This is a genomic window from Hanstruepera ponticola, from assembly GCF_002940745.1.
Lineage (GTDB): Bacteria > Bacteroidota > Bacteroidia > Flavobacteriales > Flavobacteriaceae > Hanstruepera > Hanstruepera ponticola.
Genome location: NZ_POTB01000001.1, coordinates 2111969 through 2133459, shown reverse-complemented (window position 1 = coordinate 2133459; position 21491 = coordinate 2111969). Strand labels below are relative to the sequence as shown.

Below are 21491 nucleotides of genomic sequence, written 5' to 3'. Positions count from 1 at the left end.
AACTGCTTTTATGATATATAAGCGCTGCCTATTTGGCAGCGCTTTTTATTTTTGCATATTTTTACAGTATGATAGACAGTAAAGCTATTTTCAACATTAAATCTGATGCTAGTTTTGAAGAATTAGCTTTAACTATTTTTCGGTTTCAATTTGAAAATAATATTGTTTATCGTTCATTTTGTGATTTACTTTACAAGCATCCAAGTGAAGTACAATCAATATATGATATTCCTTTTTTACCTATTGAGTTCTTCAAATCAAAACCTGTATTAAGTTCTCAAAGCCCTGTCATTAAAACATTTACAAGTTCTGGAACAACAGGTTCAATAGCCAGTAAACATTTTATAACCGATTTAAATTTGTATGAAAATAGTTTTTTAAATGGGTTCTATCACTTTTATGGAAGTATTAAAGACTATACCTTTTTAGCATTGCTTCCATCCTATTTAGAACGTGATGGATCTTCATTAGTTTATATGGTAGATAAGCTTTTAAAAAAATCCACGAATCCCGATAGTGGTTTTTATTTAAACAATCTTGACAAATTAATAACAAAGCTAGAGAAGCTTGATGAAAGTTCAAAGAAAGTTATGTTGATAGGTGTCTCCTTTGCTCTTCTAGACTTGGTAGAAAAACATCAGTTTAAATTAAAAAACACGATTGTTATGGAAACTGGTGGTATGAAGGGTAGGCGCAAAGAAATCATTAGAGATGAGCTGCATACTATTCTAAAAAATGGCTTTGGAGTTAATACCATTCATAGTGAATACGGTATGACAGAATTATTAAGCCAAGCATATTCTAATGGAAATGGAACTTTTAAGTGTCCAAATTGGATGAAAGTTTTAACACGAGACCCAGAAGACGCTTTATCAATTCAAAAAAACAACAAAACGGGAGGAATCAATATAATTGATTTAGCCAATATTAATTCTTGTTCGTTTATCGCGACCCAAGATCTTGGTCGTGTTCATACTGATGGCTCTTTTGAAATTATTGGTAGATTTGATAATTCTGATATCAGAGGATGTAATCTAATGGCTTTGTAAGTTAAAAGCCTAATTAACGACAAAAGACTTGCTAGAAAAAGAAAACTTATTTTTTTAGCTGGTTGGTTAATAGAAAACGCCTGGATTATCAGGCGTTTTCTTATTCAACAACTTTTATAATATAGGTGTTTTTCTTTCCTTTATTGATAATAACATAGGTGTCATTTATCAAATCAGTCTTGCTAATGATATAGCTTTCGTTTACTTTATCTTTGTTGATTGAAACCGAATTCTCTTTCAGAGCTCTTCGTGCTTCACCGTTTGAAGCTAGAAAATTTGTTTTAGCTGAAAGTGCTCCAATCATATCTAAACCTTCATCAAAATCTGATCGTGAAATTTCAGCTTGAGGAACACCTTCAAAAACATCCAAAAAGGTTTTTTCGTTCAAGGTTCTAATATCTTCATTAAAGGATTTGCTAAATAATATGTTTGATGCTTTTTCGGCATTATCACATTCTTCTTTAGAGTGAACGAAAGTAGTTATCTCTTCTGCTAGTCTTTTTTGAAGTAAACGCAAATGAGGTTGCTCTTGATGTTCTGAAATTAGACTGTTAATCGTTGCTTTATCTAAAAATGTAAAAATCTTGATGTACTTTTCTGCATCCTCGTCAGACGTATTTAACCAGAATTGGTAAAATTTGTATACTGAAGTCTTATCAGCATCTAACCAAATATTACCACCTTCACTTTTACCAAATTTAGAGCCGTCGGCCTTGGTGATTAAAGGACAGGTCATTGCGTAAGCTTTAGCCTCTTCACCAACATTCATACGCCTTACCAATTCAGTCCCTGTTGTAATATTTCCCCATTGATCACTTCCTCCCATTTGCAACATACAATTATGTGTTTTATGTAAATGGTAAAAATCGTACCCTTGAATAAGCTGATATGTGAACTCTGTAAATGACATACCAACACTGCCATCTTCCCCAGACAAACGCTTCTTTACAGAATCCTTTGCCATCATATAATTTACAGTAATTCGCTTTCCTACATCACGAGCAAAATCTATAAACGTGAAATCTTTCATCCAATCATAGTTATTCACTAAAACTGGCGCGTTCTTCGCTTCTGAATCAAAATTCAAGAATCTAGATAACACATTTTTTATTCCGGCAACATTCTGATTTAATGTGCTTTCATCCAGTAAATTACGTTCATCGCTTTTCCCTGAAGGATCACCAATCATTCCTGTTGCACCTCCAACCAAAGCAATGGGTTTATGTCCTGCTTTCTCTAAATGCACTAATAAAATAATAGGTACCAAACTACCAATGTGCAACGAATCAGAGGTTGGATCAAACCCAATATATGCCGTTGTCATTTCTTTATTGAGTTGCTCTTCAGTTCCTGGCATAATATCATGTACCATACCTCTCCAACGTAGTTCTTCTACAAATGCATTTGTCATAATCCAAAAATGAAATTAAATCTTGGCAAAGATAAAAATCAATGCATAATTACTGTGTCTTTATTAATAATTCTTTATTTTGGTTGTATGATATTGGTTACTGGAGGAACAGGTCTTGTTGGCTCTCATTTACTTTACCACTTGGTTAGTAAAAATGAGACGGTTAGGGCTATTTACAGAAGGCCTAAAAAGCTAGAAATTGTCAAAAAAGTCTTTTCATATTATACTGACAATCCCATAGATCTATATAATAAAATTGATTGGGTTGAAAGTGACTTATTGGATATTCCCAAGTTATCCGACGCCTTTATTGGTGTGACATATGTCTATCACTGTGCTGCCTTTGTTTCATTTGAACCTGATAAATACCATTTATTGCGAAGGACTAATATTGAAGGCACTGCAAATATTGTCAATTTATCTATTTCTAATAACGTCAAAAAGTTATGCTATGTAAGTTCTATTGCGGCATTAGGAGAATCATCTAAAAGCAATGTTATAAATGAAGAAACAGCATGGAACGCAGAAGCAGACAACAGTGTTTATGCCATTACTAAATATGGTGCCGAACTGGAAGTATGGCGTGGAACACAAGAAGGTTTGCCTGCTGTAATTGTGAATCCCGGAATCATTATTGGCGGTGGGATTTGGTCTCATGGAAGTGGTAACATTATAAAAAAGGTTTACAATAAGTTGCCTTTTTACACTAACGGACGTGTTGGAGCTATTGCAGTTACTGATGTTGTAAACATTATGACCAACCTCTTAAAAAGTGACATTGCTAATGAGAGATTCATACTTGTAGCTGATAATATTTCTTATCAATATTTTATAAATACTATTGCCAAACATTTAGAGGTAGAGCCTCCAATAAAAGAAGCTAAACCTTGGCTACTTGCAATTGCCTGGCGTTTAGATTGGTTAAAACACAAACTAACAGGTAAACGTCGTTTGCTAGTGAAACAAATGGTGGCTTCGTTATTTAATCAAGTAGATTATGATAATACAAAAATCAAACAAACTTTAGATTATAATTTCATGCCAATTGAGAAAAGTATTCAAACTGTAGCAAACCAGTTTTTAAAGACCTATAATTAATACTCGTCTTCTATTGGAGGGGGTGTTAATAATTTATCCTTTTTTGGGATACGAACTGAGTCTTTTGTTAAATCTCTTTGTTTATTTGCTTTATCAGCCTTCTTCTTTTCGCTTTCAGCTTGTTCCAATTTTGAGTATTTAAGCTTTAACTTTTCCAAACTATCCTTGACACGTGAGTAAATATTAGAATAGTCATCCATAAAGTAAGAATAGAAGGTATTACTTTCTGAAAATTGCACGCTGTCAATATTATGCTTTTGATACACATATTCATCAGGTGTAATACCATTATTCTCTAATATTTTTTTATTGAGTCCTTTTGCCGAGGACAGTATTGATAAATCAATAAGGATGTGAACCATCTTGTCTTCAGAGATCAAGTTTTCTGGTTTTTCAGGCAAATTGTCATTCTTACAACTACAAAAAGTAATTATACTAATAAGTAATATTGTTACTACTCTGTTCATCTATTAAAAGTTAATCTTTTTGCCGATTTTATGTCACTTACTTTATTGTTATTATAAACGACTTTACCATTAAGTACAGTTTGTGTTATTTTGGATTTGAAAGTTGCGCCTTCAAATGGTGACCAACCACATTTATATAGTATATTATCTGGCTGCACAGTCCATGGATTATTTATATCTACAATAACCATATCTGCAAAATAACCTTCCTTAATAAACCCTCGCTTTTCTACTTGAAACAAAATAGCTGGATTATGACACATTTTTTCAACCAATTTTTCAATTGAAATTTTTCCTTGATGATAGGCCTCAAACATTGCAACTAATGCATGTTGAACCAATGGTCCACCAGAAGGTGCTTTGGCATAAGGGTTATTTTTCTCATCAACAGTATGTGGCGCATGATCTGTGGCAATAACATCAATTCTATCATCCAATAACGCTTTCCATAATTCGTCTCTGTCACTTGCCGTTTTTACAGCAGGATTCCATTTTATTCTAGTGCCTTTTTCTTCATAATCAGCATCTGAAAACCACAAATGATGTATGCATACTTCAGCAGTAATCTTTTTGTCCTTCAGCGGTATATCATTTGAAAATAAATGGGTTTCCTTTCCTGTTGACAAATGAAAAACATGTAATCTTGCACCCGTTTTTTTAGCCAATTCAATAGCTTTTGAAGATGACAAATAACAAGCCTCTTCACTTCTAATAATCGGGTGATATTTAATAGGAATATCATCACCATATTTATCTACATAAATTTCGGTATTCTTTCTTATGGTTTCCTCATCTTCACAATGAACAGAAATAATCATATCTGTACTTGAAAAAATCTTTTCTAAAATTTCGGGATTATCAACCAACATATTTCCTGTCGAAGACCCTAAAAACAGTTTTAAACCTGCTACCTCTTTGGTGTTTACTTTTAATATTTCTTCAAGATTATCATTGGTGCCTCCAAACATAAACGAATAGTTTGCAAATGATTTTTTAGAGGCTATCTCAAACTTTTCTTTCAATTTTTCAATTGTCGTTGTTTGCGGATTTGTATTTGGCATTTCAATATATGATGTAATACCACCTGCAATAGCAGCTCTTGACTCACTTTCAATATCGGCTTTATGTGTTAATCCAGGCTCCCTAAAATGCACTTGATCATCAATGACTCCTGGAATCACATAGTTACCTAATGCATCAATAACTTTTGTCTTTTCTAAATTAACATTTATCGAATTTCCAATTTGTTTAATCGTTTCACCCTCAATGTAGATATCACATTCTTTGATAATACCTTCATTAACAATTTTTGCATTTTTTATAAGCAAGTTATTCATACTATTAACCTTTATTAAACAAACTATTTAATTTCATACTTATTACACCAAATATAGCTTCCGAAATGATACTGCCACTCATTTTAGACTTTCCTCTAACACGATCAGTAAAAATCACAGGAACTTCAACAATTTTAAAATCTTCTAAATAGGTCTTAAATTTCATTTCAATTTGAAAAGCATAGCCAACAAATTTTATAGCGTCCAAATCAATTGTCTCAAGTACTTTTCTTTTATAACATACAAATCCTGCTGTTGTATCGTGAATTTTCATTTGTGTTATAAGCCTTACGTATTTCGATGCAAAATAAGACAAAAGAATTCTGCTCATTGGCCAATTAACCACGTTTATACCTTTTACATAGCGTGATCCAACGGACATATCAGCGTTCTCAATTTGACAAGCATTGTAAAGTTTTATCAAATCATTTGGATTATGAGAAAAATCAGCATCCATTTCAAAAACATAATCATATTTTCGCTCTAGACACCATTTAAAACCAGCAATATAAGCTGTACCAAGACCTGTTTTTTCCTCTCTTTGCAAAAGATGTAATCTTTGCGGAAAGTCTTTTTGTAATTCTTTTACTTTTAATGCTGTAAGATCAGGAGAGTTGTCATCAACCACTAAAATATGAAACTGTTTTTCTTGAGAAAAAACGGCTCGGACAATGGCTTCAATATTCTCAATCTCATTGTAAGTTGGGATTATAACAATAGCATCCTGCATTAAAAGCTCTTAATTTTTAACAAATGTAAACTTTTGAGAGATACTTTTTTTTAAATATTCCTTAAAATATTACTGCCTGATAGAATAATTTATAATAATTTTACAATATGCTACGCCCTGTAATATCAAATGATTTATTTACAATTTGTTTTGTTATTGGTTTAATTCTAATAGCAATCACAAAAGTATTATTCGCCAAGCGTTTTAACGATTTTGTTTTTGTTTTAGGTAATTCTAAATACCTTAAAATTTATTCAAAGGATCAGAAGTTTTTTGATTTTTTTGATGCGATGCTTTTTGGAAATTTTGTATTCTCAATTACTATTTTTGGTATTCTCTCTTTTACTGAACTCTATAGTTCAGTTGAAATATCTTTGATATTAATGCTTAAATTATTTTTAGCTGTTGCCATTTTTATAATCATGAAAATATTGGTTGAACGGTTAATTGGTAGTGTTTTTGATATTGATTTCCTGATTGATAATTACCTGTTTCAAAAAATTAGCTATAAAAATTTCGTTGGTATTTTACTATTACCTCTAAACGCATTGCTTATTTACAGTTTCCAAGGTAGCCCAATAATTATCTATTGTATAGTGGCCATAATTTTACTTGTTTTTTTTATCGGTTTATTGACTACATTAAAGGTTTATCAAAATCTAATTAAACAAAATTTATTCTATTTTATTTTGTATCTTTGCGCACTTGAAATCGCACCTTACGTCATTATATTCAGTATTATAATTGATTTTTAAGGTTAGAAAAATGACATTTATTTATGAAAGTGAAAACAATTTTAGTATCTCAACCAGAACCTAAAATAGAAAATTCGCCTTATTTTGATCTTCAGGAAAAGCAAAAAGTAAAAATCGACTTTAGGCCGTTTATACATGTTGAAGGAGTAGATGTAAAAGAAATTAGACAACAAAAAGTTGATTTAAATAAATACACTGCCATTATTCTAACTAGCAGAAATGCCGTTGACCACTTTTTTAGAGTAGCAGAAGAGATGCGTTTCAAAGTACCCGATACTATGAAGTACTTCTGTCAGTCTGAAGCAGTAGCCTACTATCTACAAAAGTATGTTGTTTACAGAAAGCGTAAAATTTATGTTGGTAAACGTAATTTTGCCGACTTATCACCGCTAATAAAAAAATATAAAGGCGAAACATTCTTACTGCCTACAACTGATAAATTAAAACCTGAAGTTCCAGAAACTTTGAATGCCTTAAATGTAAATTGGAAAGAGGCTGTGTTTTATAAAACAGTCATTAGTGATTTGTCTGATTTAGCTAATGTGTATTATGATATATTAGTCTTTTTTAGCCCATCAGGAATTGAATCTTTATTCCATAACTTTCCTGATTTTAAGCAAAATGAAACGCGCATTGCTGTTTTTGGAAACACAACTATCAAAGCAGTTGAAGCACATGGATTACGCGTAGATATAGCTGCACCAACGCCTGAAACACCATCTATGACTATGGCTTTGGAAAAATATATTAAGGAAAATAATAAGAAAAAATAATTCTATCTATATAGAACACAAAAAAAGCACAACTTGAAGTTGTGCTTTTTTTGTGTTTATAATATTTAAAAATGCTCTAATTAATTATTAGTTTTTTAGTTTCAACATTAGAATCAGAAATCAATCGTGCAAGATATACACCTGATTTTAATGACCCGATATTAATAACATTATCTCCTAAATTTAAGTCTCTAGAGAAAACCCTTTTTCCGGTGATATTATAAATTTCAACAGAAGCAGACTGTGTTTTAGAGGCAATATTAATTCTATCAGTTGCAGGATTAGGATATAAATCAAAAACTAAAGCTTTGACAGATTTAACACTTAACGTAGCGCATTCAGCCTCATTTTCAACAAATGTACTTCCTGCGTCAACGGACCATGTAGTTAAATTCGGTTCTGTAGTATCATCAACAAAAATACATGTTAAATTACCATTGAAATCAGCATTAAAACTTGTTACGTTTGCGTTATTTCCATTACGCATATCTAGACTTGTCAAGGCACAGTTTCTTACATTAACAGAAACAATACTCGTATTAGCTGACAAATCTAAACTTGTTAAACTCCCATTTCTCGCTGTAAAATCAGTAAGAGCTGTATTAGTTGAAACATCAAGAGTAGTCATGGCTGTTCCAAATACATTAAGCACTTGTAGATCTGTCAAATTTGTAATTGTTAAACCCGGTAAGCTATTACACTCTTCAAAGTTAACAGATGTTAGCAACGAATTTGATGTTAAATCAACCGCTACATTGATCGGGTTGTAAGACATATTAAGGCCATCAATATTAGTAAAAGCCTCAATACCTGTAATGTCTGAAATATTTTGACCAGCAAAGGCTAATGATCCTGTTGCTCCTACAGCATCAGCAGTTAGTATTTGGCCATCTAATGTACCTTCGGAATCATAGCCAAAAGTAATCAGGGCTTGCTCAAAATTGCTATCAGGAATAGCAGTATATTGCGCAAAGGTTAAAGTTTGAAATGCAATAAGTATTGCAAGTAAATAAGTAGTTTTTTTCATGGGTTATATAATTATATATTCAACCTATAAAATTACCACTTTTGCAGTACACAAACAAGCTAAAAACGTGCATTACGTCTAAAATATTACCGAAACACCCTATTTAAGGCTTTAAATTGGGCGCTCCAGCAAGAATTTCGTCGTTAGCGTACGATTCAAACTTCTTAAAATTCTCTCTAAAAGATTCCGATAATTTGTAAGCAGCTTTGTAATATCCTTCGTCATTATCCCATGTTCTTCGAGAGCTCAACACTTCTGAAGGAACTCCGGGACAATGTCTTGGTTGCAATAAACCAAAAACGGAATGCGTGTGGTACGTTTCATAGTTCACCTCATCGAGATCACCATTAAGCGCAGCCGTTATCATGGCTCGTGTATATTTTAATTTTATTCTACTTCCAACACCGTAGGGACCACCTGTCCAACCCGTATTAATCAACCAAACATTAACACCTGCTTCTTTCATTTTGGCACTTAACATTTCAGCATATTTTGTGGGATGCAGCGGCATAAAAGGCGCTCCAAAACATGCAGAAAAACTTGGTAATGGCTCATCGATACCTGCTTCTGTACCTGCTACTTTAGCCGTATAACCAGAAATAAAATGATATGCAGCTTGTCCAGGTGTTAATTTTGAAATAGGAGGCAACACTCCAAAGGCATCTGCTGTTAAAAAGAAAATGTTTTTAGGGTTCTTTCCAATTGATGGCACTTGAATATTATCAATGTGATGTATTGGGTAACTCACACGTGTGTTTTGAGTTATGGAAGTATCCGTAAAATCTACATCACCATTGTCGTTCATGACAACATTTTCTAAAATCGCACCTTTCTTTATAGCTCTATATATATCTGGCTCATTATCTTCTGTTAAGTTAATGGCTTTAGCATAACAACCACCTTCAAAGTTAAAAACCGTGTTTTCATTTGTCCATCCGTGTTCATCATCACCAATTAGTTTTCTTTTAGGATCTGCAGACAATGTAGTCTTACCTGTTCCGGATAAACCAAAAAAGATAGCTGTATCACCATCTTCACCAACATTAGCACTACAGTGCATAGGTAAGGTATTCTTGAACACTGGTAATATAAAATTCAATGCAGAAAAAATTCCTTTCTTAATTTCTCCTGTATAACCTGTCCCACCAATTAAGGCTATTTTTCTTGTGAAATCCAAAATGGCAAAATTATGTTGACGTGTTCCATCAACTTCTGGATTAGCCATAAAACCTGGCGCATTAACAATTGTCCATTCTGGTGTAAAATCATCAAATTCTGAAGCCTCAGGCCTTAAGAACATGTTGTAGGCAAACATATTGCTCCAAGGATATTCATTAATAACACGAATATTTAATCTGTAATTATCATCAGCACAAGCATAACAATCTCTGACAAAAACCTCTTTTTCAGATAAATAATTTGTCACTTTATCATACAGCTTAGCAAAGTCATCAGAATCAAAAGGAATGTTGATGTTTCCCCACCAAACGCGATCTTTTGTAATGTCATCCTTAACAATAAAACGGTCTTTTGGCGAACGTCCTGTAAACTCACCTGTATTAACTGCTAAAGCACCAGAGGATGCCTCAACGCCTTGACCTTTTTCTATTGTGATATTGTGTAATTGTTCTGAAGATAATTGATACTGAACTTTAGCATTCTTTATTCCGTAGTTTTCTAACGAAATCGTTTTCGAAGCTTGGGTATGATCGACCATAATATTTTGTGTTGTTTATGATGCAAAATTAAACATTATTTTAAAGTAGCCATCTAATTTTATGAAATATCAACTTGGTTTTTCAAAAACTTTATTAACAATAAAAGCCAAGCAACAATTAACAATAAACCACCAATAGGCGTTATAAATCCAATGGTTTTAAAATCGAATGACGACAATGAATTGGTCGCCAATCCGTATATAGAGCCAGAAAATAGCAACACTCCAAATAGTATTAAATAGAACAATATTTTCTTGGTTTTGGTATCAAGAAAATGTGCCAATCCAACAAACAATAAAAAGAAAGCATGATACATTTGGTAACGTACACCTGTTTCATATACATCAATTGATTCAGTAGAAATCAAATCCTTTAATCCATGAGCACCAAATGCGCCTAATACCACAGCTAGCCCTCCAAGAATTGCCCCTAATACTAATAGTTTTTTGTTCATATTAAATTATGAATTGAGTTTTTATAACAATTTGTATTTACTACTTTCGTGTACACAAAAATACTCAACAAATTCCATTATGCGAAAGATATTAGTGATAGGTGCAGGCAAATCGGCATCATATCTTATAAAATACTTACTTGATAAATCTGAAAAAGAAGACCTTTTAATTATAGTTGGCGATGTTAATTTTTCACATGCTAAAAAACTTATAAATAATCATGAAAACGCTCAAGCCATAATGCTTGATGTGTTTGACAAGTCTTCCAGACAGTCGGCTATACAAAATTGTGATATTGTTATTTCCATGTTACCTGCAAGGTTCCATATAGAAGTAGCTCGCGACTGTATTGCATTTAATAAGAATATGGTTACTGCTTCATATATAAGTGAAGAGATGCAAAAGCTTGATAAAGCGGCTACAGAAAAAGGACTTATTTTTATGAATGAAATTGGTGTTGATCCTGGTATTGACCATATGAGTGCAATGCAGGTTATTGATCGTATTCGTGAAAAAGGCGGAAATATTATTTTATTTGAATCATTCACTGGTGGCTTGGTAGCTCCTGAAAGTGATAATAATTTATGGCATTATAAATTTACCTGGAATCCGAGAAATGTAGTAGTAGCTGGTCAAGGAGGTGCTGCAAAATTCTTACAAGAAGGCACCTATAAGTATATTCCATACAACAGATTATTTAGGCGTACTGAATTTTTAGATGTTGAAGGTTATGGGCGATTTGAAGCTTATGCTAATCGTGATTCTTTAAAATACCAATCGGCATACGGCCTAGATTATGCTAAAACCTTATATCGAGGCACCATGCGTCGTGTAGGTTTTAGTCGTGCCTGGAACATGTTTGTGCAGTTGGGAATGACGGATGATGAATATACGATAGATGACAGCGAAAACATGTCGTATCGTGATTTTGTAAATGCCTTTTTACCATATAGCCCAACAGATTCTGTAGAATTAAAATTCAGACATGCACTAAAAATAGACCAAGACGACATTGTTTGGGACAAACTTATGGAATTGGATATATTCAGTAATAAAAAGATGGTAGAGCTTAAAAAAGCGACTCCAGCGCAAATACTACAAAAAATATTGATGGATAGCTGGACTCTAGCCGAGGATGATAAAGATATGATTGTGATGTACCATAAATTTGGATATGAACTTAATGGTGAAAAGCACCAGATAGATTCTACTATGGTTACATTGGGTGAAGATCAAACTTATACAGCTATGGCAAAAACAGTAGGTTTACCTGTTGCTATCGCTACATTAGCTATACTAAACGAAAAAATCACAACACCAGGTGTTCAAATGCCAATTACAAAAGAAGTTTACGAGCCTATTTTAAAGGAATTGGAAGAATATGACATCACATTTAAGGAAGCAGAAGTGCCTTATTTGGGTTACAACCAATTGAACTTATAAATGAAAGTGGTTAATCAAAATATTGAGATTGATGGTATAGACAAAACTATTTTGCGTGCATTGATGCGAGATGCCAGAACACCTATTTTAGCTATCGCTAAAGAAGTAGGTGTTTCTGGCGCTGCTATTCATCAGCGTTTGCGAAAATTGGAAGCCTCTGGCATTATATCTGGTTCTAAATTTGTAATTAACCCCAAAGTTTTAGGTTATACAACTATGGCCTTTATTGGTATATATCTCGATAAAGCCATGAGCAATCCGAAAGCCGTAAAACAACTCGAGAAAATTCCTGAAGTTTTAGAATGCCATTACACGACAGGAAACTGGAGCATCTTTATTAAAATATTATGCAGGGATAATGAACATTTAATGCACTTGCTAAATAAAGACATTCAATCTATACCAGGCGTTTCAAGAACTGAAACTTTTATATCGCTGGCACAACAGATAGATAGACAAATAGAATTATAAAAAAAGCTCCTAAATTTCAGGAGCTTTTTTATTGAATTATTTTACTTATAAATTAATCTCTAGATAAAAAGATAGATAAAACATACCAGAATAATAACATTAGGGACGCAAATAAGCCTAATGAAGCTGGAATATAATCTTCTGTTGAGTATTTATTAACCAAATTAGATGTTTGATATAATATTGATCCTCCAGCTAATAAACACATCCCAACTGAAAACCATAATCCCAAATTAAAACCAAATAACGTACCTGCTATTATTAAACCAATAGCAATAAAGAATCCAATAGTTAAACCTGTTTTAATAAACGAGAAATCTTTTTTAGTTACAAAAACAACAGCTGACAATCCTGTAAATAATGCCAAAGTAACAATGGCTGCCTGATTTAGTAATTCCATTCCAGAATTTGTATAAACTATGGCGATATAAATTAGTGGCACAAAAATTAAAGCTTGAGCGAAAATATACAGACAATAAGCTAAATATTGCGTGTTTGTATTTGTCGTTTTCATAGTCATACGTTCAGCATAATTGGTAACGAACATAAAACCACCTAACATAATTAACCACCTGTAACCCTCTGTCATTGACAACATAAAATTGACAATGGTTTCACTTTGCAACAATAGATATTCAAATAGAATAAAAATTAAAACACCTCCTGCCACATGTGCATAGGTCTTTTTGTAAAATGCAATACGTTCTGCATCTGAAACTTGACTTAACAATAAAGGTTCTTGAATTTGATTTTCCATAAATGATTGGTTAGTTATAATTAATAGCTGAAATTTAAGAAAAAAAAAGTCAGATACGCGTATCTGACTTTATAATTTATATTCTTTGATTTATTAATCACGACCACCAAAAATCTGCAAAGCCCAATATAATAAAGAGGCTAATGCACCTATTGCGGCTACCAAATAGGTTCTAGCAGCCCATTTTAAGGCATCTTCAGCGCCTGCATATTCTTGTTGTGATAACATGTTTTTATTTTTTAACCATGCCAAAGCACGATTACTAGCGTCATATTCTACTGGCAAGGTGATAAAACTAAACAAGGTTGCGGCTCCCATAAAAATTAATCCTAGAACCGCAATCCAAAAGCCCATACCCACACCAGCAGCAGCACCTAAAACCAATCCACCAAAAACCAACCATTGCGACATGCCTGAAGTGACTGAAACTACTGGCACCAATGCCGATCGCATTTGTAATGCGCTATAAGCCTGTGCATGTTGCACAGCATGACCACATTCGTGGGCAGCAACAGCTGCAGCAGCAGCATTACGCTGACTGTAAACAGACTCACTTAAATTAACCGTTTTGTTTTTAGGGTTGTAGTGATCTGTAAGCTGTCCTGGTGTTGAAATAACCTCAACATCATAAATACCATTGTCAGATAACATTTTCTCTGCTATCTCCTTTCCACTCATGCCATTTCGTAAATGGACTTTTGAGTACTTTTTAAATTTTTGTTTTAATTGATTACTCACTAACCAACTAACTAGCGCAATCGCTCCGATTAATATATAATATTCAATCATCGTTTTATTCTTATATTGAAATATAAATTTAGTAGTTATTTATCAAAAAATAAGCCAAATATTAGTTAAGAAATTTTGTCAGGTTTTAAGTTCTCGATACAAAATGTTTTACAAACATTTCACTCGAACTGACGTAGATTATTCTTGCTTGATTAAGTGTGCTTTTTGAAGCACTGAAATAGGGTAGGAAATCACTTCCGTGGCATCTTCGCCTTCTGTTCCAGATTTTGTTTGTTGTGATTTATTGGCAAAAGTAATCTCGAAATCCATGCTATCTTTATAAAACCTTTCGGTAGTTGTTAAGATACTCCCTTGCACTTCAAACATGGAAAATATGGTATTATCAATTAATTTGGCATCTAATACAATGCCATTATTTTCATCTACCATATACTCGCCATTTTCAACATTTTTTTCTAATAAATTGTAGTGGCGTTCCTGTCTGTTTCCATCCATAATATATACCAACATATATTGATATTTTCCAACAGTATCAGTTGAGTTTAAATGAAATTCCATTTGTATGGTTTGCTTTCCTCTGGCATTGGTGATGTGTAAATCGCCTTTGTAGATACCGTAGAAGTCTTGTGGGAATTGCAAGGAGTCGGATTGGGAAAATGTGAAAAGAGAAACTAAAACCAATATTGTGGTAAGAATTTGTTTCATGATTATTTTAATTGAAATTATAAAGATAATCAAGTTCTCGATACATTTATTTTTTTCGTTGCCACTTCAAAAATAAACACTCGAACTGACGAGAGAATGATTTATCGTCACTTCGAGTGATTTGTGAGTTACGAACAAATTGTATCGAGAAGTTTTGTAGTAAAAATTAAACACAAATCGTATGAGATCCTGAATCAAGTTCAGGATGACAAAAAACGATTCCTGTTTTTACAGGAATTTAGCCGACTATGTTTACAATTTTACCAGGCACCACAATCACTTTTTTAGGTGTTCTGCCTTGTAATTGGTCTTGGGTTTTTTCGTGAGCTAAAACTGTTTTTTCTATATCTTCTTTGCTCATATCTAATGGCAGCTCTAACGTAAAACGCATTTTACCATTAAAGGAAATAGGGTAATTCTTACTGCTTTCTACTAAATGCTTTTCTTCATACTTTGGAAAAGGTGCCGTTGATATGGATTCTTCATGACCTAACTGACTCCATAATTCTTCCGCAATATGCGGTGCATAAGGTGAAATCAACACAATTAATGGTTCTAAAATGTCACGACTGGTGCATTTTTGAGCGGTTAACTCATTTACCGCAATCATAAAGGTAGATACAGAGGTATTAAACGAAAAACTCTCAATATCCTCTTCTACTTTTTTAATGGTTTTATGTAAGGTTTTTAAACTCTCCTTTGTTGGTTCTGCATCTGTAACTTTAAAGCCATTATCATCTACATACAACTTCCACAGTTTTTTAAGAAAACCATGCACTCCTGTAATACCTGCTGTATTCCAGGGCTTGTATTGCTCAAGAGGCCCTAAAAACATTTCGTATAAGCGTAAACTGTCGGCACCGTAGTCTTCACAAATACTATCAGGATTAACCACATTGTATTTGGATTTGGACATTTTTTCGACGTCTCGAGAAACTGTAAAAGGTTCTCCTATAAAAATAGCTTCATTATAGTCTTCACCAAACTCACTATCGCTTTTTAAGCCATTAATATCTAATTCATCAGATGAATTAACATATTGAACTTTCACATGTGTTTTATAAAATTCACCTAAAAAGACACCTACTTTACCTTCTAAATTATACTTTTGGACTTTTTCAAGAATACATTTATCAAAATGACTTAAAATTTCATTCCTCTTTTGATTATGTCTTTTTTCATCCTCGCCAAATTTCTCATTACTAGAATTGTAGGCAATTTTTAAAAATTTGATTAAATCTTCTGATATATAAATATTATCTACAATCTCTAATTCATCTTGTAACTTCTTAAAGTTGCCTTTATCCTCCGGACTTCCATTTAATATTTGTCCGTTCAAATCTGAAACTTTAAAACCAATTCTTTTAACAAAAGCACTCGTGCCCAAAATCATCCCTTGGTTAATCAGTTTTTTAGCAAACTCATCAACTGGTACCAAACCTAAATCGTACATAAATTTTTGCCAGAAACGTGCATATAACAAGTGACCTGTAGCATGCTCGCTTCCTCCAATATATAGATCCACTTGCTGCCAGTAATTAACCGCCTCTTGTGAGAAAATTTCATCCTCATTATGTGGATCCATATAACGATTAAAATACTGGCTACTGCCTGCCCAACCTGGCATGGTGTTGAGTTCTAGTGGATATACGCCGTTGAGAGATGCTTCGACAGGCTCAGCATGACAAAGGTCGTTAGAAACCACTTCATTTTTTGTAGTATCCCAAGCCCAAACCGTCGCATTGCCTAACGGCGGTTCACCTGTTTCGGTTGGTAAATATTTTTCAACTTCTGGTAAGGTAATTGGTAAATGTTGCGCATCTATCATTTGCGGCATACCATTCACATAATACACAGGAAAAGGTTCGCCCCAATAACGTTGGCGAGAAAACACGGCATCACGCAAACGGTAATTGGTTTTGCCTTCACCTTGACCTATTTGTTCTAATTCGAAAATAGCACGTTTGGTTGCTTTTTTATAGTTCATGCCATTAAGGAAATCACTATTCGAAATTTTGGTATTTTCTTTATCAGCAAAGGCTTCTTCTGAAATATCTACGCCTTCAAATATATTAGGAATCGGTATATTAAAATGCTTGGCGAAATCATAATCACGCTGGTCGCCACAAGGCACAGCCATTACGGCTCCTGTTCCATAGCTCGCCAATACATAATCGCCAATCCAAATTGGAATCGGTTCTTTGGTAAATGGATGTTCTGCATAAGCACCTGTAAACACTCCTGAAATGGTTTTTACATCAGCCATTCTATCACGTTCACTACGTTTTGCCGTCGCTTCAACATAAGCTTCAACTTCAGCACGCTGTTCATCTGTTGTGATTTGAGAAACCAAGTCGTGTTCTGGCGCTAATGTCATAAAACTGACTCCAAAAATAGTATCGGGTCGGGTTGTGAAGACTTCAATAGTGGCATCATGTTCCTTTACATTAAACGTGACTGATGCACCAACCGATTTTCCAATCCAATTGCGTTGACTTTCCTTTAATGAATCTGTCCAATCTATAGTTTCTAAACCTTGCAATAAACGTTCGGCATAAGCTGAAATACGCATAGACCATTGAGTCATTTTTTTTCTAACTACAGGATGTCCGCCGCGTTCAGAAACACCATTTACTATTTCATCATTGGCTAAAACAGTCCCTAATTCTGGACACCAATTGACTTCGGTTTCTGCTAAATAGGTTAGTCGGTATTGTAATAAAATATCTTGTTGTTGTTCAGACGAAAACGCTTTCCATTCTTCTGCCGTAAAATAAACAACATCCTCATCGCATGCTGCATTAACGTGAGCATTACCTTCGGTTTCAAATACCTTTATTAACTCACTAATATTCTCAGCTTTATCATTTTCCTTGTTGTACCACGAGTTGAACAGTTGAATAAAAATCCACTGTGTCCATTTGTAATAATTGGGATCACTTGTGCGTACTTCTCGCGACCAATCGAAGGAAAAGCCAATCTGATCTAACTGACGACGATAGGTTTTAATATTGGCTTCGGTCGTTACTGCAGGATGCTGACCCGTTTGAATAGCATATTGTTCGGCTGGCAATCCAAAGCTATCATAACCTTGTGGATGCAACACATTAAATCCTTTATGACGCTTATAACGCGCATAAATATCTGAAGCGATATACCCTAACGGATGCCCAACATGTAAACCTGCGCCACTTGGATACGGAAACATATCCAATACGTAATATTTTGGTTTATCTGAATGGTTTTCAGCTTTAAAGGTTTGGTGCTCTGCCCAATATTTTTGCCATTTGGCTTCTATCTCGTTGAAATGGTATTTCATCGTACTGTTTTTCCGCTTGTAAAACGGCAAATTTACGCTTTATTATAAGACTGTAAAAGGAAGTGTAATCAAAAAACAGGATGCATAAGTTTCCCAGAATATAAAATCCAAATCATAGATAATATAGCAGAGACATTCATAGCTATTCCAAAGAGTTTCATTTGTTTAACCGTATAGGGTTTCGATTTAAAAAAAATGAATGTATCTAGTATCAGCCATAATGAAAAAACGGCCAAGAATCCAGCAAGCACAAAATCTTGAAACCAAACAGATAAAATAAAAACTTCAATCAATAGTATTGACAGCATTATAAGCTTGGTGTTTTTTCTACCTATTATTGTGGCAGTCGTTCGTTTTCCTGATTTTAAATCCGGTTCAATATCCATTATTTCTCCTGCAATATGCGCTTGAAATGCAAACAATGTTAAGTATAAAATAGTTTGCCAAGGCAGCATCTCTAACTCATTTAATAATACACTAAAAAATGCTGTAAACACATAGCCTATTTGTATTATTATTTCAAAAGGTGGCCGCTCTTTTATTCTAAATGGTTTGAAATTATACACCCAATTAATTAAAATCATAAAAACCAATAACCCGAACATTTCCCAACCACTAATTATGGAAAAGTAAGCTATAAATGGTACAATGATATAGGCTATTTTAAGAGGAACCCCTTTTAATTGCGTTTTAGTAGATTTAGCACCAAACAAAAAGTTGCCTTTTCTGTTATTGACCTTATCGGCATAGGTGTCATTATAATCGTTAAACCCGTAGACTAAATAGTTTAGTGGAAACGTAACAAATAATAATCCAATCCAAAAGTTTAAGGACATCCAAAACTCATCTTGAAGATTGAAAGGAACTAAATAAATCCAAATTGTTGGAAACCATAAACCTGGTCTAGAAATTTTTAAATCTTGAAGTGAAAATTTCAAATTGGGGATCTTTTATAACTCAAATTTAAGCTTATTATAACAATGTTGAAAGTTTAAACGTTTAAAGATTAACAAATGGTTCTCACTTTCGTGAGAATGACAATTTTACTGATATCAAAAGACTTTTGTCTTTTGAAGTTTTGTTTCAAATTGTTTTATATTTTTACATCATTAACAAACGTTTATATGAGTTCATCTTTTGATAAGTATCAAAAACGCAGACTAATTTCATCATATTTTTCAGTTGTATTGAGTATTGGCTTGGTATTATTTTTATTAGGTTTATTAGGTATGTTGGTAATAAATGCTAAAAAAGTATCTGACCATTTCAAAGAACAAGTGGTGTTGACCATTTATTTGAAAGATTCGGCTAAAGATGTCGAAATTAAGCAGCTAGAAAAAAGTTTAGCACTTTCGGAATATGTAAAATCTACGGAGTTTGTCTCCAAAGAGCAAGCGGCAGAATCTATTAAAGCTGAAAATGGTGAAGATTTTATGGAGTTCCTAGGTTATAATCCGTTGCAAAATTCTATAGATGTACATGTTAAGGCCGATTTTGTGACTGAAGAACGCTTACAAGTCATTTCGGAAGAAGCCTTAACGAAAAGCTTTGTGGATGAAGTACGCTATGATAATGATTTGGTTACCTTAATGAACAACAACGTCAAGAAAATAAGTTTTTGGATTTTAGTAATCAGTGGGTTGTTTACAGTAATCGCTGTTCTATTAATAAATAGTTCCATACGTTTGTCTGTTTACTCGAAACGTTTCACAATAAAAACCATGCAGATGGTTGGCGCTACTAAACAATTTATTAGACGTCCTTTTGTATGGAAAAGTGTTCGTTTAGGTATGATTGGGGCCATTTTAGCACTTATTGGAATGGCTGTGGTTTTATATTATGTAAACCAAACATTTCCAGAATTAAATTTAATGAACAATACGGTTTTATTGGTTGTATTGTTTGTAGGTGTATTTATGCTGGGTATTATTATTACCTGGATAAGTACCTTTATTGCTACACAACGTTTCTTAAATTTGAAAACAGATCAGTTGTATTATTAGTGATTAGAATATGCAAAAAAGAATCGTTGAGTATAAATTAGATCTCATTCAAAAATTACATTTATCGTTTATTTTATTGGTTATACTTGGGGTTTCTCTTTTATTAATAAATAAAGATTTTTCATATAAGTATCTCCTTTACTTTCTTACACCAATAATTTCCATCTTAATATTATCAATCATATTTTTAAAATCAGGCCTTCTTATTATTGATAATACTATCTATAAAGGATACTTTCTATTGGGTTTGTTGATATATAAACAAAAGGTTAATATTAACAACCAACCTATAGTTTCTATCTTAAGACTAAAAAGAGCTCATGGAATGCCAGCATTTGGATTAGCCTCCCCTCAAGGTGTTCATAGTTTCTATAAGTTTTATATATACCTACTCAATCAATCTCATACTGAAAAAACTGAAGTGATTGGATTCAAAAAAAAGGAAAATGCAGAAAAAGTAATCGATTTTTTAATTGAAAACTTAAATTTGACCAATGAAATATATTGTCCTGACTTTAGTTGAAAAATAATTAGGGATATTTATCGTTCAAGTATTGACTAATCAACATTCTTTATCATGAAAAAAAGCACTATTATTTACATGATTCTTGCCTTTTGTGTCGGTTTTTTTGGGCTTGTCGCTATAACTTCACTGATTAAAGACCCAAAACCTGAAAAATGTGTCGTTGAAACCAAAACAATTGTCGGTATTTCAGGAATTGCTTCAAATGATATTGTGTTTAAAGACAGTGGTGGTGACAATTATTATATAAATCGTGGATTGGAACGCGGATTAAATTTAGATTCTCTTAACGCAAAAGTTTTAAATAAAACTGTTACTTTGCATTTAGCTAAATTGTGGTTGGGTACTTCAGAGCATATTGCCCAACTCGCTGTAGGTGATGACATTATTTATACTGAATTCGATTAATTATGGGAGAACAAAAACGTAAAGAAGCTGCAAAGACTGAATTTATATTCGGGAAAAAGAATTATAAATTCATGCTTATTGGTTTAGGAGTTATTGCACTGGGCTTTATTTTGATGTCTGGCGGTGGCAGTGACGATCCAAACGTTTTTAACCCAGAAATTTTTAACTGGAGACGTATCCGATTGGCTCCAGGATTGGTTTTATTAGGTTTTGGTATTGAGGTTTATGCTATTCTTTTAAATCCGAATAAGAAATAACACTTATTTTCTTTCAACTTTATCCTTTGGTAAGT

At 33.2% G+C, this 21491-nt stretch carries 22 protein-coding genes; 10 read left to right on the top strand and 12 right to left on the bottom strand.

Going from position 1 to position 21491, the window contains the following annotated elements:
• Positions 1-68: 68 nt before the first annotated feature.
• Positions 69-1049 (top strand): long-chain-fatty-acid--protein ligase, encoded by a 981-nt coding sequence (locus C1S72_RS09655; protein WP_104735393.1) that lies wholly within the window; start codon positions 69-71, stop codon positions 1047-1049.
• 100 nt (positions 1050-1149) lie between these two features.
• On the opposite strand, the gene tyrS is transcribed toward C1S72_RS09655, so the two are convergent.
• Positions 1150-2460, bottom strand: a complete 1311-nt coding sequence (gene tyrS, locus C1S72_RS09650; RefSeq protein WP_104735392.1) for a tyrosine--tRNA ligase — start codon at positions 2458-2460, stop codon at positions 1150-1152.
• 9 nt (positions 2461-2469) lie between these two features.
• Between tyrS and C1S72_RS09645 the strand changes: the two genes are divergently transcribed.
• Positions 2470-3558, top strand: coding sequence for an NAD-dependent epimerase/dehydratase family protein (locus C1S72_RS09645; RefSeq protein ID WP_317045761.1), 1089 nt, complete (start codon positions 2470-2472; stop codon positions 3556-3558).
• Here C1S72_RS09645 and C1S72_RS09640 read toward each other — a convergent pair.
• The 3 genes from C1S72_RS09640 to C1S72_RS09630 are packed head-to-tail and all read right to left on the bottom strand — an operon-like array spanning position 3555 to position 6092.
• A complete protein-coding gene (locus C1S72_RS09640; RefSeq protein ID WP_104735391.1) occupies positions 3555-4025 on the bottom strand; it encodes a DUF4296 domain-containing protein in 471 nt (156 codons plus the stop codon). The two genes, C1S72_RS09645 and C1S72_RS09640, sit on opposite strands and share 4 nt — an antisense overlap.
• A complete protein-coding gene (locus C1S72_RS09635; RefSeq protein WP_104735390.1) occupies positions 4022-5362 on the bottom strand; it encodes a dihydroorotase in 1341 nt (446 codons plus the stop codon). The genes C1S72_RS09640 and C1S72_RS09635 overlap by 4 nt, the downstream gene beginning before the upstream one ends.
• A 4-nt stretch (positions 5363-5366) precedes the next feature.
• The gene (locus C1S72_RS09630) at positions 5367-6092 is read right to left on the bottom strand and encodes a polyprenol monophosphomannose synthase (RefSeq protein ID WP_104735389.1); all 726 of its coding nucleotides are present in this window, start codon (positions 6090-6092) and stop codon (positions 5367-5369) included.
• Between the two features lie 107 nt (positions 6093-6199).
• On the opposite strand from C1S72_RS09630, the gene C1S72_RS09625 reads away from it, so the two are divergent.
• Positions 6200-6847, top strand: coding sequence for a DUF4271 domain-containing protein (locus C1S72_RS09625; RefSeq protein ID WP_104735388.1), 648 nt, complete (start codon positions 6200-6202; stop codon positions 6845-6847).
• 23 nt (positions 6848-6870) lie between these two features.
• Positions 6871-7620: a uroporphyrinogen-III synthase gene (locus tag C1S72_RS09620; protein ID WP_104735387.1), complete on the top strand. Its 750-nt coding sequence runs from the start codon at positions 6871-6873 to the stop codon at positions 7618-7620.
• 76 nt (positions 7621-7696) lie between these two features.
• Here C1S72_RS09620 and C1S72_RS09615 read toward each other — a convergent pair whose 3' ends face one another.
• From C1S72_RS09615 to C1S72_RS09605, 3 genes are all read right to left on the bottom strand, one after another.
• Complete coding sequence (locus C1S72_RS09615) at positions 7697-8647, bottom strand: T9SS type A sorting domain-containing protein (protein WP_104735386.1); 951 nt, start codon at positions 8645-8647, stop codon at positions 7697-7699.
• Positions 8648-8750: 103 nt separating this feature from the next.
• Entirely contained in the window at positions 8751-10364 is a 1614-nt protein-coding gene (pckA, locus tag C1S72_RS09610) for a phosphoenolpyruvate carboxykinase (ATP) (protein ID WP_104735385.1), read from the bottom strand.
• A 59-nt stretch (positions 10365-10423) separates the two neighbouring features.
• Positions 10424-10819, bottom strand: coding sequence for a DUF423 domain-containing protein (locus C1S72_RS09605; RefSeq protein ID WP_104735384.1), 396 nt, complete (start codon positions 10817-10819; stop codon positions 10424-10426).
• A 79-nt stretch (positions 10820-10898) separates the two neighbouring features.
• Between C1S72_RS09605 and C1S72_RS09600 the strand changes: the two genes are divergently transcribed.
• Positions 10899-12263: a saccharopine dehydrogenase family protein gene (locus C1S72_RS09600; protein WP_104735383.1), complete on the top strand. Its 1365-nt coding sequence runs from the start codon at positions 10899-10901 to the stop codon at positions 12261-12263.
• The gene (locus tag C1S72_RS09595) at positions 12264-12734 is read left to right on the top strand and encodes an Lrp/AsnC ligand binding domain-containing protein (protein ID WP_104735382.1); all 471 of its coding nucleotides are present in this window, start codon (positions 12264-12266) and stop codon (positions 12732-12734) included.
• Positions 12735-12786: 52 nt separating this feature from the next.
• On the opposite strand, the gene C1S72_RS09590 is transcribed toward C1S72_RS09595, so the two are convergent.
• The 5 genes from C1S72_RS09590 to C1S72_RS09570 form a co-directional block, all read right to left on the bottom strand.
• Positions 12787-13491: a Bax inhibitor-1/YccA family protein gene (locus C1S72_RS09590; protein WP_104735381.1), complete on the bottom strand. Its 705-nt coding sequence runs from the start codon at positions 13489-13491 to the stop codon at positions 12787-12789.
• A 93-nt stretch (positions 13492-13584) separates the two neighbouring features.
• Positions 13585-14280, bottom strand: coding sequence for a zinc metallopeptidase (locus C1S72_RS09585; protein ID WP_104735380.1), 696 nt, complete (start codon positions 14278-14280; stop codon positions 13585-13587).
• Between the two features lie 138 nt (positions 14281-14418).
• Positions 14419-14946, bottom strand: a complete 528-nt coding sequence (locus tag C1S72_RS09580) for a hypothetical protein (RefSeq protein ID WP_104735379.1) — start codon at positions 14944-14946, stop codon at positions 14419-14421.
• A 238-nt stretch (positions 14947-15184) separates the two neighbouring features.
• Positions 15185-18265, bottom strand: a complete 3081-nt coding sequence (locus tag C1S72_RS09575; RefSeq protein WP_104735378.1) for a leucine--tRNA ligase — start codon at positions 18263-18265, stop codon at positions 15185-15187.
• Between the two features lie 68 nt (positions 18266-18333).
• On the bottom strand, positions 18334-19203 hold the full coding sequence (locus C1S72_RS09570) for a UbiA family prenyltransferase (RefSeq protein WP_162919951.1): 870 nt from the start codon (positions 19201-19203) through the stop codon (positions 18334-18336).
• 186 nt (positions 19204-19389) lie between these two features.
• Here C1S72_RS09570 and C1S72_RS09565 point away from each other — a divergent pair, with 186 nt between their 5' ends.
• Genes C1S72_RS09565 through C1S72_RS09550 form a run of 4 tightly spaced genes read left to right on the top strand, consistent with a single transcriptional unit; the run spans position 19390 to position 21456 of the window.
• Complete coding sequence (locus C1S72_RS09565; RefSeq protein ID WP_104735376.1) at positions 19390-20268, top strand: cell division protein FtsX; 879 nt, start codon at positions 19390-19392, stop codon at positions 20266-20268.
• Positions 20269-20278: 10 nt separating this feature from the next.
• On the top strand, positions 20279-20791 hold the full coding sequence (locus C1S72_RS09560; protein WP_104735375.1) for a hypothetical protein: 513 nt from the start codon (positions 20279-20281) through the stop codon (positions 20789-20791).
• Positions 20792-20845: 54 nt separating this feature from the next.
• On the top strand, positions 20846-21199 hold the full coding sequence (locus C1S72_RS09555; RefSeq protein ID WP_104735374.1) for a hypothetical protein: 354 nt from the start codon (positions 20846-20848) through the stop codon (positions 21197-21199).
• Positions 21200-21201: 2 nt separating this feature from the next.
• Complete coding sequence (locus C1S72_RS09550; protein ID WP_104735373.1) at positions 21202-21456, top strand: DUF3098 domain-containing protein; 255 nt, start codon at positions 21202-21204, stop codon at positions 21454-21456.
• The last annotated feature ends 35 nt before the right edge of the window (positions 21457-21491 follow it).